14 protein-coding genes and 1 pseudogene are annotated in these 12668 nt (G+C 64.9%); 9 read left to right on the forward strand and 6 right to left on the reverse strand.

Annotated features, from left to right (window positions below; genetic code table 11):
* Positions 1-22: 22 nt before the first annotated feature.
* Positions 23-511 carry a peptidase associated/transthyretin-like domain-containing protein gene (locus tag QUH67_RS08425; RefSeq protein ID WP_300946215.1) on the reverse strand — a complete coding sequence of 163 codons (489 nt, stop codon included), beginning with the start codon at positions 509-511 and terminating at the stop codon, positions 23-25.
* A gap of 214 nt (positions 512-725) precedes the next feature.
* On the opposite strand from QUH67_RS08425, the gene QUH67_RS08430 reads away from it, so the two are divergent.
* Entirely contained in the window at positions 726-944 is a 219-nt protein-coding gene (locus tag QUH67_RS08430; RefSeq protein ID WP_300946216.1) for a hypothetical protein, read from the forward strand.
* A gap of 51 nt (positions 945-995) precedes the next feature.
* Here the strand turns inward: QUH67_RS08430 and QUH67_RS08435 are convergent.
* Both QUH67_RS08435 and QUH67_RS08440 read right to left on the reverse strand, forming a co-directional pair.
* Positions 996-2168, reverse strand: a pseudogene (locus tag QUH67_RS08435) (cytochrome P450).
* Positions 2169-2171: 3 nt separating this feature from the next.
* The gene (locus QUH67_RS08440; protein WP_300946217.1) at positions 2172-2939 is read right to left on the reverse strand and encodes an SDR family NAD(P)-dependent oxidoreductase; all 768 of its coding nucleotides are present in this window, start codon (positions 2937-2939) and stop codon (positions 2172-2174) included.
* Between the two features lie 91 nt (positions 2940-3030).
* On the opposite strand from QUH67_RS08440, the gene QUH67_RS08445 reads away from it, so the two are divergent.
* Positions 3031-3579, forward strand: a complete 549-nt coding sequence (locus QUH67_RS08445; RefSeq protein WP_300946218.1) for a DUF2380 domain-containing protein — start codon at positions 3031-3033, stop codon at positions 3577-3579.
* A gap of 8 nt (positions 3580-3587) precedes the next feature.
* Here QUH67_RS08445 and QUH67_RS08450 read toward each other — a convergent pair whose 3' ends face one another.
* Entirely contained in the window at positions 3588-3977 is a 390-nt protein-coding gene (locus tag QUH67_RS08450) for a RidA family protein (protein ID WP_300946219.1), read from the reverse strand.
* 373 nt (positions 3978-4350) lie between these two features.
* Here QUH67_RS08450 and QUH67_RS08455 point away from each other — a divergent pair, with 373 nt between their 5' ends.
* Both QUH67_RS08455 and QUH67_RS08460 read left to right on the forward strand, forming a co-directional pair.
* Positions 4351-4791, forward strand: coding sequence for a hypothetical protein (locus tag QUH67_RS08455; protein WP_300946220.1), 441 nt, complete (start codon positions 4351-4353; stop codon positions 4789-4791).
* 28 nt (positions 4792-4819) lie between these two features.
* The gene (locus QUH67_RS08460) at positions 4820-5365 is read left to right on the forward strand and encodes an HD domain-containing protein (RefSeq protein WP_300946221.1); all 546 of its coding nucleotides are present in this window, start codon (positions 4820-4822) and stop codon (positions 5363-5365) included.
* 3 nt (positions 5366-5368) lie between these two features.
* Here QUH67_RS08460 and QUH67_RS08465 read toward each other — a convergent pair whose 3' ends face one another.
* Positions 5369-5872 carry a DUF1993 domain-containing protein gene (locus tag QUH67_RS08465; RefSeq protein WP_300946222.1) on the reverse strand — a complete coding sequence of 168 codons (504 nt, stop codon included), beginning with the start codon at positions 5870-5872 and terminating at the stop codon, positions 5369-5371.
* A gap of 273 nt (positions 5873-6145) precedes the next feature.
* A complete protein-coding gene (locus QUH67_RS08470) occupies positions 6146-7465 on the reverse strand; it encodes a lytic murein transglycosylase (protein ID WP_300946223.1) in 1320 nt (439 codons plus the stop codon).
* Between the two features lie 330 nt (positions 7466-7795).
* Between QUH67_RS08470 and QUH67_RS08475 the strand changes: the two genes are divergently transcribed.
* The 5 genes from QUH67_RS08475 (at position 7796) to QUH67_RS08495 (ending at position 12588) form a co-directional block, all read left to right on the forward strand.
* On the forward strand, positions 7796-8665 hold the full coding sequence (locus QUH67_RS08475) for an FAD binding domain-containing protein (RefSeq protein ID WP_300946224.1): 870 nt from the start codon (positions 7796-7798) through the stop codon (positions 8663-8665).
* A gap of 5 nt (positions 8666-8670) precedes the next feature.
* Entirely contained in the window at positions 8671-9147 is a 477-nt protein-coding gene (locus QUH67_RS08480; RefSeq protein WP_300946225.1) for a (2Fe-2S)-binding protein, read from the forward strand.
* A gap of 14 nt (positions 9148-9161) precedes the next feature.
* Entirely contained in the window at positions 9162-11435 is a 2274-nt protein-coding gene (locus QUH67_RS08485; protein ID WP_300946226.1) for a xanthine dehydrogenase family protein molybdopterin-binding subunit, read from the forward strand.
* Between the two features lie 182 nt (positions 11436-11617).
* The gene (locus QUH67_RS08490; protein WP_300946227.1) at positions 11618-12187 is read left to right on the forward strand and encodes a DinB family protein; all 570 of its coding nucleotides are present in this window, start codon (positions 11618-11620) and stop codon (positions 12185-12187) included.
* A complete protein-coding gene (locus QUH67_RS08495; RefSeq protein ID WP_300946228.1) occupies positions 12184-12588 on the forward strand; it encodes a VOC family protein in 405 nt (134 codons plus the stop codon). The genes QUH67_RS08490 and QUH67_RS08495 overlap by 4 nt, the downstream gene beginning before the upstream one ends.
* The last annotated feature ends 80 nt before the right edge of the window (positions 12589-12668 follow it).

A 12668-nucleotide genomic window follows, 5' to 3' on the forward strand; every position in this document is an offset into this window, starting at 1 on the left:
CGTTCCTTCATTCGCAACCCGATCAGGCCGGTTGAAGGACGAAATGCGCCTCTAGGCTGGTTTCCTTCGGACTGCGCATCACGGGACGCAGGAAGACGGTTTTGAACTCGCCGCTGTCATAGGCGAGGTGGCCGTGCGGCTGGCCGAACACGGGAATGATCTGCGGCATCTCAAGCCGGAATTTCCCGTCCTTGTCGGTGAGCGTCGCGCCGTGACTCTGCGGCTCGTGCTCCTGCCCTTCGGTGGTGTGCGCCCAGATCTGGATGCGCTGCCCGGCCAGCGGCGTCCCGTCGCCGGCGCGGCGCACGGTGCCGCTCATCCAGAAACCGCCCTTGCCGATCCGCTCCACGACAGCAGCACCCTTGCGGTAATTGTTCGCTCCGCCCGACATCGACGCGGTCGGCGCGAGGCCTTGCGCGCGGGCGGGCAACAGCGGCCCGGAAGCCCCGGTCGCCAGCACGGCACCGCCGGCGGCGAGGAGGTTGCGGCGGCTGAACAGGATGGATGTCATGTAAATTACTCCTAGCGCCCCATGCGGTTGATCTGCAGACGCTACACCAACGCGCGCAAGACGCCCAGTTGACCGACGCGGGGCCTGCCGCCACCCACAATAACAGTGTTGTGAACGAGAGGCCCTGGTTCCGATCCGGCGTGAGGCATCTCACGGTGCGGCGCGGCGCCCGCGTCCATTGCTGGCGGTGGATGTCAGCCATCGGAGAACGGCCATGGATCAAGCCAAGCGATTGAAACTCGCCGCCGTCGCATTTTCGGTTTTCTGGATCGGCGGAATGCTGTGGTGGAACGGCGAACTGCACTCTGCCAACGTCGTCATTCTCACGGTATGCGGCGCCATCGGCGGCTATCTCTGGTACCTCGCCATGCACTGGATGTTCCAGGCCATGCGCCTGTTTCCGCTGAACGACGACCGAGGTGAGGCGCCGTGACAATTCTACTAATCACTGCCATTTTCGCGAACGTCAAACGGCTCTATTGGCCTACGCGGCATCCCACGCCACCGGCAGATTGAGCAGCCCGCGAAACGCCCAGCCGCCGATCCTGACGGGCTCGCTTTCGTCGAGCCGCAGGCCCTTCAGCCGCGCGAACGCGCTCGGCAGCGCGACGTCGGCCACCATGGCGCGCGAGGCGAACGCGCCGGCGCAATAATGCGGCCCGGCGCCGAAGGCGATGCTCTTTTGCGTGTCGCGGGTGATGTCGAAGCGGTCGGGTTCGGCGAAGCAGGCCTCGTCGCGGTTGGCCGAGCCGAACATGAAGAAAACGCGATCCTCGGGTTCGAAGTCGATACCGCCATAGCGCCACGGTTTGGCGACTCGGCGCGGCTACATCCCGATCGGGGCGATCCAGCGCGCATATTCCTCGAACACGTCGCGCCATCCGGCTTCGCCATCCAGTACCAGTGCCAGTTGCGCGGGATGCGTCAGCAGCGCCCAGATCGCGCCTGCTATCGCGTCGCGCGGCTCGTTCTGGCCGCCGGAGATTGCCAGCTTGATGTTCGCGCGGATGCTTTCGAGTGGCTGGCCTGAAGCCAGCAGCACGCTGAGGATCGAGGCGTTCGGATGCTTCTTCAACACGGGGATCATGTCGTCGATCGCGGCATCGATTCCCGCGGTGGCGGCATGGCAGCGCGCCTCGATGTCCCTGTTGCCGGTATAGTTGGCGATGCCGTCGATCATCGCCTGCGACCACGCATCCATGTCCTGGAAGCGCATGTTGGTCAGCCCGGTGACGTCCTTCAGGCATTCGGCCGACAGCGGCAGCGCCAGCGCCTTGCAGAGGTCGGCAGCACCCTTCGGCGCGAGTTCATCGAGGATGCGGTCGGCATGGGCCTGGAATTGTCTGACCCAGGTGTCGCGCACCGTGCGCGGCGAAACTGCCGGAAACATCGCATGCCGCTCCGCCATGTGCGCGTCGCCGTCCTTGCGCATCATGTTGTGGCCCATCAACACGTTCATCAGCCCGTTGGGCTGGTGCGAGGAGAACACGTCGATGCGCTTCTCCTGCGTGAAGATGTCGTCGCGCCGCGTGAACACGGTCGAGCCGAACTGCGGCACGAACGCGATCGGCGCCTCCTTGCGCATCCTTGCCAGCGCCGGGTAGGGATCGGCCCAGAACGAAGGAACGTCGACGTCGAAATGCGGGGCGTTGGACACGGCTCACACCGCCCGGTAGCCGCCGTCGACCATCACGATCTCGCCGGAGACGTAGGCGGAGAGATCGGACGCGAGGAAGATCGCGGGGCCGACGATGTCTTCCGCGGTGCCGGCGCGTCCGAGCGGGGTGTGGTCCATGAACGTCTTCACCAGTTCCGGATTATTGGCGCGGGCATTGGCGTTCAGGGGCGTCGCGATGAAGCCGGGGCCGATCGCGTTGACGCGCACACCTTCCTTGCCGAGTTCGGCCGCGAGCGCCTTGGTGAAGCCGAGCACGCCGTGCTTGGAGGCGGTGTAGGCCGGGGAACTCGGCGTCCGCACATGCACGATCGACTGGATGGAACCGATATTGACGATGCGGCCCTTGCTGGCACGCAGCGGCGCGAGGAACGCGTGCGTCACGTTAAATACACCGGTGAGGTTGATCGCGATGATGTCCTCCCAGTCCTTGATCACGTCGTCGGCCGCGCCCAGCATGCCGTTGCGGCGGACGATGCCGGCATTGTTGACCAGGATCGAGACTTGCCCGACCTTGTCGGCGATCTGCTTTGCCATCGCCACGCAGTCATCCCGCCTGGCGACATCGAGCGCAAAGCTATCGGCCTTGCCGCCGCCATCGCGGATTTCCTTTGCTGCTTCCGCCGCCGCCTTCTCGTCGCGGTCGAGCAGCACGACCCGTGCGCCCTCGCGGGCATAGCCGATCGCAATGGCGCGCCCGATGCCGGAGCCTGCGCCGGTGATGACCGCGATGTGATTCTGGAGAAGGGGCATGCGACGTTTCCTCTGCTTTTGATTTTGGCGGAGGATAGCAAGCGTGTAGGCTTGTACAAGGGTGGTGCGGAACCGATCGAGGAGGCGAAGCATGACGCACATGATAAACCGGCGGGGCGCATCACGCCCGCCCGTCGCCGCACGCGCCGTATTGACCATGCTCTGCGCGGCTGCCGCATTGTCGTTTCAACCGGGCGCATCGCCGGCCGGCACGCCGATTGCGGTGGCGGTGGCGGATTTCGATTATTTCGACACGTCAGGAGAAGTCGCAGATCAGAGCGCGGAGCATCGCGCCCGCGTGGCGTCGTTTGCCAACCTGCTGCGCGAAAACGTGGCGGCGCAGGGCGATTATCGCGTGGTGTCGATCGAATGCCGCGACCCTCCCTGCACCGCCACCAGCCTGTCGCAGGACGTGTTTATCGCCGCGGCGCGGAAGGCCGGTGCCCGCCTCGTGATCTACGGTGGCATTCGCAAGATGAGCACGCTGATCCAATGGGGGGAAATCCAACTGCTCGATCTCGACGCCGAGAAACTCTTGATGCAGCGAACGGTGACGTTCCGTGGCGATACCGACGCCGCCTATCGCCACGCGGCCAATTTCGTCGGCGAGCAGCTCAAGGAAACCATGCCCAAGCCCTAAGAGAGATCCTAAGTCTTCGCCAGCGATGCCACGCACTCGATCTCGATCAGCATTTTCGGATCGGGCAGCGCCACCACCACGCAGGTGGTGCGCGCAGGATAGGGCGCGGGGCCGAACGCCGTCGCATACAGCGTGTTCATCGGGGCGACATCGGAGGCGCGCGTCAGCAGCACGTTGACCTTGACGAGATCGCGGAACGTCGCACCAGCGTCATCCAGGATACGCTTGAGGTTGGCGACGACGAAACCGAACTGCGCCTCAAAACCATCCGCCAACGCGCCCTTGTCGTCAAAACCCGGAATGCCCGAGACGAACAGCAGGTCGCCGGTGCGGGCGGCGAACGAGAGCGGCGGCGACTTGATGCCGGCGGGCGGCGCGAAATGCTGGATCGGAGGCATGGGGCACCTTCATGAACGGGTTCGTTGCCCCGAGACTAACGCGCCGCTGCCTCGCTGGAAAGGCAGCGGCGCGGCGCGTACGACCCGCCGATAGCTTTTGAAAGTGTCGCCCAGTCAAAACCGCCGGGCACGAATAGCGTAACGTCACTTCGCTTGAAGTAATGCAGTTCACAACTGACGTTGTTTTTTGTCCGTGCAATCGTGATGAAAATATGTCGATGGCACGGCGCTGCCGTGCGTCCACCGTTTTGCTTGAACCCCGAAAGGGACTATGGCCCCTTGCGCTGATCGGATACAGTCCGGCGGTTACGACTCGCTTCACGTCAAAGTTCCGCCGAACCTTTCGATTCGGCGATCTCCGGAGATCCGATCCATGAAAATGCCATCCGTCATTCGCGTCGCCGTGCTTGCGTTTGCCGCCCTCGCCGGGGCTGCGCTGTCCTCCACCGCGCGTGCCGACGAGGGCTTTGTCCAGCTCACGATCTACAAGGCGGGCTGGATCATCGGCGGCTCCGGCGGCAGCGGCGTTTTGAATTTCCGCGGACGGCGTTATCCGCTGTCGACCGGCGGTCTGGATTACGGCCTGGTGTTCGGCGGCTCGAAGACGGTGCTGCGCGGCCGCGTCAGCAACATCTACCGGCCCTCCGATGTCGCCGGCGTCTATGGCGCAGCCGGCGCGGGCCTCGCCGTCGGCCGTGGCGCGCGCGGCATCGTGCTGAGCAACCAGAAGGGCGCGGTGCTGGAACTGAGCGGCCACCAGGTCGGCTTGATGGCGAACGCCGATCTCTCCGGCCTGGCCATCACGCTGCAGTAGGGGTTCGTTGCGTCGTGCTGTGGTACCGATGAACCGCGAACAACTGATCGCTGCTTATTCCGCCCCCGGACGCCATTATCACAACCTCGCGCATATCGAGGATTGTCTCGCCGCACTCGCGCGCATCGAAAATCTCTCGCCGCGCGAGCGCGAAATTCTCGTCGAGGCGATCTGGTGGCACGACGTCGTCTACGACGCGACGCGCGCAGACAATGAAGAGCTCAGCGCGCAACTTTCGGAACAGCACGTCCGTGCGGATATCCGCGACGAAGTCGCCCGCCTGATCCGGCTGACCAAATCGCACGACGTGCAGGTGGACGATCGCCTCGGCGCCATCCTGATCTCGATCGACCTCAGTATTCTGGGCGCGGAGCCCGCGCGCTACGATGCCTACGCCGCGGCGATTCGGCAGGAGTTCATTCACGTGCTGGAGGCCGACTATCGCGCCGGCCGCGCCGGCGTGCTCGCCCGGTTCGCCGCGCGGCCGGTCATTTTTCCCGATGCGGCGTTTGCTGCGAAATACGACCGGCCCGCGCGCGACAACCTCGCGCGCGAACTGGCCTCGTTGCGCTGAGGATTACTTCACGCCGAGGAAATCCCGCTTGCCGATCTCCACGCCGTTGTGCCGCAAAATGCCGTGCGCGGTGGCGGCGTGGAAATAGAAATTCGGAAACGCGAAGTTGACGAGGTATTGCTGGCCCTTCATCGTCATGCTGTTGTTCGGCCCGGCCGGGAAGGTGACCTCGCGGCTGTCGCCGCCCTCGAACTGCGCCGGCTTGAACGATTTGACATAGTCGACAGCTTTCGCGATCCGCGCCTGCAATTCCTCAAAACTCTTTTCGGTGTCGGGCGTCGACGGCACCTCGTTGCCGGTCAGGCGCGCGCAGGTCTTCATGGCGAAATCGCAGGTGGTCTGCACCTGCCGCGACAGCGGATACATGTCGGGATAAAGCCGCGCGTTGAGCAGCACGTCAGGTTGGATGTTCTTCGCCTTGCAATGCGCGTCCGCCTTGGTGAGCAGGCCGGAGAGCCCGCCCAGAATTTGCAGGAAGGCGGGCACGGTGGCGTCATGGAAAGACATGTGATGCTCTTTTCGTGAGATGGAATGGTGCCTCAGGAGAGTGAGGTTTGGTCGAGATGGGGCTGGGGGAGAGGAAATTCAACGCTTGCAGCATGGCAATCGCCGTCAATTATTCTCCAGCCGTCATCGCCCGCGAAGGCGGGCGATCCAGTATTCCAGAGGCGGTGGTGATAGAACCGATAAGCCGCAGCGTACTGGATTCCTCGCCGGAGCCTGTCATCGGGCGGCCGTTCGGCCGACCCGTTGGCGGGGAATGACAACGAGTATGACTGACTAGTTCATCGCGCCTTGCCGCGGCGTTCCGCGCATCCGCGCCAGCAATTCAGCCGTCGGCCAGGAATCCGCCGGCAGGCCGTATTTCACCTGCATCGCCTTGACCGCCGTGCGGCTCAATTGCCCCATGATGCCGTCGACCTTGCCGACGTTGAAGCCGGCGCGCACCAGAAGCTGCTGCATCTCCTTCAGTTCGTTGAGCGGCAGCTGCGCCACCGGCACGGCGGGCTGGCGCATCGGGGCTGCGCCGGCGATGCGGCTGGCGAGATAGGCCGCCGTTGTCGAATAGATCAGCGAGTTGTTCCATTCGGTATAGGCGGCAAAATTCGCATACGCCAGGAACGCCGGTCCGGTGCGGCCCATCGGCAGCAGCAGCGAGGCCGGCATGTCGTCGTTCGGCAATGGCCTGCCGTCGGGATAAGTGACGCCGAGCTGCGCGAGTTTTGAGCGCGGCAGCTTGATCGTCAGGTCTGCCTGCTCCCACGGAAAATTCGCCGGCGCGCGCACTTCCTGCAGCCATGGCTCGCCGCGCCGCCATTTCAATCCGTTGGCGATATAGTTCGCGGTCGAACCGATCACGTCGGGCGCACTGCGCAGCAAATTGCGGTGGCCGTCGCCGTCGTAGTCCACGGCATAGTTGAAATAATGCGTCGCCAGAAACTGCGTCTGGCCGAGTTCACCGGCCCAGGCGCCGATCATCTCGGCAGCCGACAGATCGCCGCGGTCGATGATCTTCAGCGCGGCGATGGTCTCCTTCTGGAACATCTCGGAACGGCGGCAATCATAGGCCAGCGACACCAGCGATGGCAGCGTGTGCAGATTGCCGAGCTCGGCGCCAAACGAGCTCTCCAGCCCCCAGAATGCGGCGATCACCGCCGGCGGCACGCCATATTCCTTTTCCGCGCGCGCGAACGCCGCCGCATGCTTCTTGATCTGCGCCTGCGCGTTCCGCGCCGCGCCCTCGGACGCCCGATGGCGCGCGAATTCGGTGAACACCTGGCCGAACACGCGCTGGCCACGGTCGCGGTTGACGATGCCCTGGTTGTAAGTGAGGTACGGCGCGGCCTCGGCCAGCGCCCGCTGCGAGACGCCCTGGGCCACCGCCTGCTGCTTGAGGTCGGCCAGAAACCGCTCGAACGACTGGCCGTTGTGACAGGCCGCCGCACGGGGCGCGCGGGGGGCTGCGGCCGGCGGCTGCTGTCCGGGGACAACAATCGGTCTCGGCGCGGCACGAACCTGGCCGGGGGCAGGCTGGGCAGTGGCGAGGGATGAAAGGGATGCGGATACCGTGGCAGCGAGGAGGAGTCTGAACAGCGGCATCGATGTTCCCGGTAAAGCGTGAGTCAGAAAACCACGTTCTAGACCGGCCGGCCAGATTAGCCAACGCCGCCAGCCCCGTCATTGCGAGCGCAGCGAAGCAATCCATCTATCCCCGAGTTGAGACGTGGATTGCTTTGGCCGCCGCCCAGCCCCACCTCGGTACGATCCGCCCCCGCAAGCCCCGCCGTGCGCATGGGAGACCGCCGGATCAACCCGGTCTGACAGGCTGTTCCAATCGCCTCCCGCCGTGTAGGCTTGGCGCACTGCCGGGCCGGGATAAGGCCTCGCCCATGTGGGACGGGCAGACAAAATGGGAGATTGCGGAAGACCATGACGGAACTCCGATATCTGGCGCCCACCTCGCTTGACGAAGCGATCGGCGCATTTGCGAAAGCCGGCAGCGCCGCGCGTATCCTGGCCGGCGGAACGGATTTGCTGGTGCAGATGCGTTCAGGCGCGCTGAAGCCCGGCGTGATCGTCGACATCAAGAAAATCCCCGAGATGACGCAGATCGAGCAGACCGCCGATGGCGGTTTTCGCATCGGCGCCGCCGTCTCCGGCATGGCGCTGCACGATCACGAAACGTTCGGCAAGGTCTGGCCCGGCGTGCTGGAGGCGATCAACCTGATCGGCTCCAAGCAGGTGCAGGGCCGCGCATCCGCCGGCGGCAATCTTTGCAACGGCTCGCCCGCCGGCGACAGCGTACCCGCGATGGTCGCGGCCGGCGCCGTGGTCACCGTGCAGGGTCCGAACGGCCGCCGCGAGCTCAAGGTCGAGGACGTGCCCGCCGGTCCCGGCCGCACCAACCTCAAGCCCGGCGAGATACTGGTGAGCATTACGTTACCGCCGCGTCCGGCCGGATCGAGCGATGCGTATCTGCGCATGATCCCGCGCACCGAGATGGATATCGCCGTGGTCGGCGTCGGCGTCAGCCTGACGATCAAGGACGGTACGGTCACCGCCGCCCGCGTCGGCCTCGGCGCGGTGGCGCCCACCGTGCTGCTGGTCGAAGACGCCGCGAAAGCGTTGATCGGCTCGAAGCTGGACGACGCCGCGCTGGCGAAAGCAGCCGCGGCGTGCTCCGCGGCCTGCCGTCCGATCGACGACAAGCGCGGCACCATTGCCTATCGCACCAAGGTGGCCGGCGTGCTGCTCAAGCGCACCGCCGCCATCGCCGCCAAACGCGCCGCAGGGAAATAAGCTCAATGGCCAAAGTTCACGTCACCACCACGATCAACGGCGAGCCGATGGAATTCCTCTGCGAGCCGTCGGATACCATGCTCGACGCGCTGCGCGGCAGCTTGAACCTCACCGGATCCAAGGAAGGCTGCGCCTCCGGCGACTGCGGCGCCTGCTCGATCACGCTGGACGATCAACTGGTCTGCTCCTGCCTGATGCTCGCGGTCGAGTCCGAAGGCCACGAGATCCGCACCATCGAAGGCATGGCCAACGGCGACAAGCTGCATCCCCTCCAGCAGAAGTTCCTGGAAATGGCCGCGCTTCAGTGCGGCATCTGCACCTCCGGCATGCTGGTCGCCTCCGACGCGCTGCTCAAGCGCAATCCGAACCCGAGCGAGGAGGAAGTCCGCTTCTGGCTCGCCGGCAACCTCTGCCGATGCACCGGCTATGACAAGATCGTCCGCGCGGTGATGGACACCGCCGCTGAAATGCGCGCGCAATAAGCGGGAGACAGCCAATGAACGTCGTCACCAACAACAAGTGGATCGGCCAGCGCACCATTCGTCCTGACGGCATGGACAAGGTCACCGGCCGCGCGCAGTTCGCCGCCGACACCACCATGCCCGGGATGATCTGGGGCAAGGTGCTGCGCAGCCCGCATCCGCATGCGCGCATCAAGTCGATCGACACGTCGAAGGCGGAAAAGCTGCCGGGCGTGAAGGCCGTCGTCACATCGAAGGATATCTTCGATTTCACGATCGAGAAGGGCGCCGTCATGCTCGGCATCCAGGACATGCGCTGGATGTGCCGCAACGTGATGGCGCGCGACAAGGCGCTGTTCCCCGGCCACCCCATTGCTGCCGTCGCCGCCACCACCGAAGCGATCGCCGAAGAGGCCTGCAAGCTGATCGAGGTCGATTACGAAGTGCTGCCGTGGTCGATCGAGATCGAGGACGCGATCAAGCCCGATGCGCCGATCCTGCACGAGTTCAACAAGTTCGAAGGCAAGCCGTCCAACATCGCCGGCCGCCTCGAGCACAAGAAGGGCGATATTGAAGAAGGCTTCAAGAAGGCCGACGTGGTCATCGAGCGCACCTTCACCACGCGCCCGGTTCACCAGGGCTATATCGAGCCGCACGCCTGCCTGATTTCGGTGGCGCCCGACAACAAGACCACGATCTGGAGCTCCAGCCAGGGCCAGTTCATGGTGCGCGCGATGACGTCGATGCTGACCGGCATCCCGCAGAGCGACATCCGCGCCATCCCCGCCGAGATCGGCGGCGGCTTTGGCGGCAAGACCATCGTCTATCTCGAACCGCTCGCGACCATGCTGGCGAAGAAATCCGGCCGTCCGGTGAAGATGGTGATGACGCGCGAGGAAGTGATGCGCGCGACCGGCCCCACCTCGGGCTCGAAGAGCACGGTGAAGATCGGCGCCACCAAGGACGGCAAGATCGTCGCCGCCCACGGCACCTTCTATCTGCAGGCCGGCGCCTTCCCGGGTTCGCCGATCCGCGGCGCCGCGGGCTGCAGCTTTACCCCCTACGACATTCCGAACCTGCTCTCCGAGGGCTATGACGTCGTCTCCAACCGCTCCAAGGTCGCGGCCTATCGCGCGCCGGGCGCGCCGATCGGCGCCTACGCCGTCGAATGCGTGCTCGACGAAGTCGCCGAGGCGCTGAAGATGGACCCGCTCGACTTCCGCCTGAAGAACGCCGCGAAGGAAGGCACCAAGGCGGCGCACGGCCCGGTGTTCCCGCGCATCGGCTATATCGAGACGATCGAGGCCGCCAAGAACTCGGATCACTACCAGGCGCCGCTCGGCGACGGCCACGGCAAGCTGAGGGGCAGGGGCGTCGCCAGCGGCTTCTGGTTCAACGCCGGCGGCGAATCCTCCGCCCAGGTCAACATCACCGAGGACGGCAACGTCGTCGTCACCACGGGCCACCCTGATATCGGCGGCTCGCGCGCCGGCATCGCCAACATCTGCGCCGAACTGCTCGGCATCGACTACAGCCGCGTCTCCGTCATCATCGGCGACACGCAAACGATCGGCTTCTCCAACCTTACCGGGGGCAGCCGCGTGCTGTTCGCCTCCTCGATGGTGGTGACGCAGTCGACCGAAAAGATCATCCAGACGCTGCGCGAGCGCGCGGCAAAAATCTGGGAGATCGATCCCGAGGCCGTCAAGTGGGAGCAGGGCGCCGCGCATCCGGTCAGCCCGAACGCTGGCCAGTTCGAACCGCTAACGCTGAAAGAACTCGCCGAGAAGGCGCCCGCGATGGGCGGACCGATCGGCGCCGGCGTGCAGCTCAACACCGTCGGCGCCGACGGCGGCTTCGGCACCCATGTCTGCGACGTCGAAATCGATGTCGATCTCGGCATCGTGCGCGTCACCCGCTATACGGCTGTGCAGGACGTCGGCCGCGCCATCCACCCCGGCTATGTCGAGGGCCAGCTTCAGGGCGGCGTCGCGCAAGGCATCGGCTGGGCGCTGAACGAGGAGTACATCTACACGAAGGAAGGCAAGGTCGATAACCCCGGCTTCCTCGACTACCGCATGCCCGTTTGTTCGGACCTGCCGATGCTCGACTGCATCATGGTCGAGATTCCGAACCCGAAGCATCCGCAAGGCGTCAAGGGCGTCGGCGAAGTGCCGCTGGTCCCCGTGATGGCCGCAGTGGCGAATGCGATCTACAACGCGCTGGGAAAGCGGTTCTACGCTCTGCCGATGTCGCCGCCCAAGGTGCTGGAAGTGCTGGACGCACCGACGCAGCAGGCCGCGGAGTAACAGGTGCGTAGGGTGGGTTAGCCGCAAGGCGTAACCCACCATTGCCACGCACCGGCGGCGGATTCGTTTCGCGAATCCGCCCAACGCCACGGCGTAGCCCGGATGAGCGCAGCGATATCCGGGACGTCACTGTCATCCCTGCATATCGCTGCGCTCATGCAGGCTACGGACCAGCACCGCAAATGACCGACGTCCTTCCCTACCGCACCATGGCCTACAACAACGCCTGGGCCAATCATCGCCTGCTCACCGCCTGTCTCGCGCTGTCGCCGGAAGAATTCACCGCCAAACGAACCGGCTTCTTCCCCAGCCTGCGCGCCACGCTCAACCACATCCTGATCATCGACCACTTCTACGTCGACGCCATGGAAGGCGGCACGCTCGGCCCCGCCGCCTGGGCGGACCAGCAGCCTTGCGCCACGGTCGCCGCGCTGAAGGAGGCCCAGGCCGCGGTTGATCGCCGTTTGCTCAAGATCGTCGAAGCGCTCGACGGCGCCGGCCTGCAGCGCATCGTCTCCGTGCATCGCGGCAGCTCCATCCAGCGCGAGCGGATGGACCGCCTGCTGCTGCATCTGTTCCAGCATCAGGTGCATCATCGTGGCCAAGCCCACAGCATGCTCAGCGGCACGTCGGTAAGCCCGCCGCAACTCGACGAGTTTTTCGCGGTCGGCGAGGCGCCGTTGCGGGCGAAGGAGTTTGCCGAACTGGGGTGGACCGAGGAGAAGGTGTGGGGCAAGCTTGAACCGTCATGACCGATCAGCAAGCTTCCCCCTTCAACTCCATCCGCAGCATCGACTACACCGTGATCCTCGTGCGCGACATGGCGGCGATGCGACGCTTCTATGAGGGCGTCCTTCGCTTTCCGCTGACGCGAGAATTGTCGGCGAATTGGATCGAATATCAGATCGGCGGCAACACGCTGGCGCTGTCGCGGCCGGGCCGGACGGCGAAGGATGCGCCGACGCCGAAGGGCAGCGCGTCGCTGCAGCTGGCATTCAAGGTCGCAGTGGGTGATGTCGATCGCTGCGCGGAGGAGCTGCTGCGGCATGGCGTCGAGCTGCTGGAGCCGCCGACCAACCAGCCGTTCGGGCATCGCACGCTGTTCTTCAGGGATCCTGACGGGAATCTGCTGGAGGTGTATGCGGAGATTTGAGGTGGGGCGATAGATTTGGCCCGGAAGAGCGCAGCGATATCCGGGGTGTGTCGATCCCGCATATCGCTGCGCTCATGCAG

This window comes from Bradyrhizobium roseum (assembly GCF_030413175.1).
In the GTDB taxonomy this organism is placed as follows: Bacteria; Pseudomonadota; Alphaproteobacteria; order Rhizobiales; family Xanthobacteraceae; genus Bradyrhizobium; species Bradyrhizobium roseum.

Coding starts and splice junctions, on each gene's coding strand:
- QUH67_RS08425 (WP_300946215.1), bottom strand. CDS start 511: ATGACATCCATCCTGTTCAGCCGCCGCAACCTCCTCGCCGCCGGCGGT.
- QUH67_RS08430 (WP_300946216.1), top strand. CDS start 726: ATGGATCAAGCCAAGCGATTGAAACTCGCCGCCGTCGCATTTTCGGTT.
- QUH67_RS08440 (WP_300946217.1), bottom strand. CDS start 2,939: ATGCCCCTTCTCCAGAATCACATCGCGGTCATCACCGGCGCAGGCTCC.
- QUH67_RS08445 (WP_300946218.1), top strand. CDS start 3,031: ATGACGCACATGATAAACCGGCGGGGCGCATCACGCCCGCCCGTCGCC.
- QUH67_RS08450 (WP_300946219.1), bottom strand. CDS start 3,977: ATGCCTCCGATCCAGCATTTCGCGCCGCCCGCCGGCATCAAGTCGCCG.
- QUH67_RS08455 (WP_300946220.1), top strand. CDS start 4,351: ATGAAAATGCCATCCGTCATTCGCGTCGCCGTGCTTGCGTTTGCCGCC.
- QUH67_RS08460 (WP_300946221.1), top strand. CDS start 4,820: ATGAACCGCGAACAACTGATCGCTGCTTATTCCGCCCCCGGACGCCAT.
- QUH67_RS08465 (WP_300946222.1), bottom strand. CDS start 5,872: ATGTCTTTCCATGACGCCACCGTGCCCGCCTTCCTGCAAATTCTGGGC.
- QUH67_RS08470 (WP_300946223.1), bottom strand. CDS start 7,465: ATGCCGCTGTTCAGACTCCTCCTCGCTGCCACGGTATCCGCATCCCTT.
- QUH67_RS08475 (WP_300946224.1), top strand. CDS start 7,796: ATGACGGAACTCCGATATCTGGCGCCCACCTCGCTTGACGAAGCGATC.
- QUH67_RS08480 (WP_300946225.1), top strand. CDS start 8,671: ATGGCCAAAGTTCACGTCACCACCACGATCAACGGCGAGCCGATGGAA.
- QUH67_RS08485 (WP_300946226.1), top strand. CDS start 9,162: ATGAACGTCGTCACCAACAACAAGTGGATCGGCCAGCGCACCATTCGT.
- QUH67_RS08490 (WP_300946227.1), top strand. CDS start 11,618: ATGACCGACGTCCTTCCCTACCGCACCATGGCCTACAACAACGCCTGG.
- QUH67_RS08495 (WP_300946228.1), top strand. CDS start 12,184: ATGACCGATCAGCAAGCTTCCCCCTTCAACTCCATCCGCAGCATCGAC.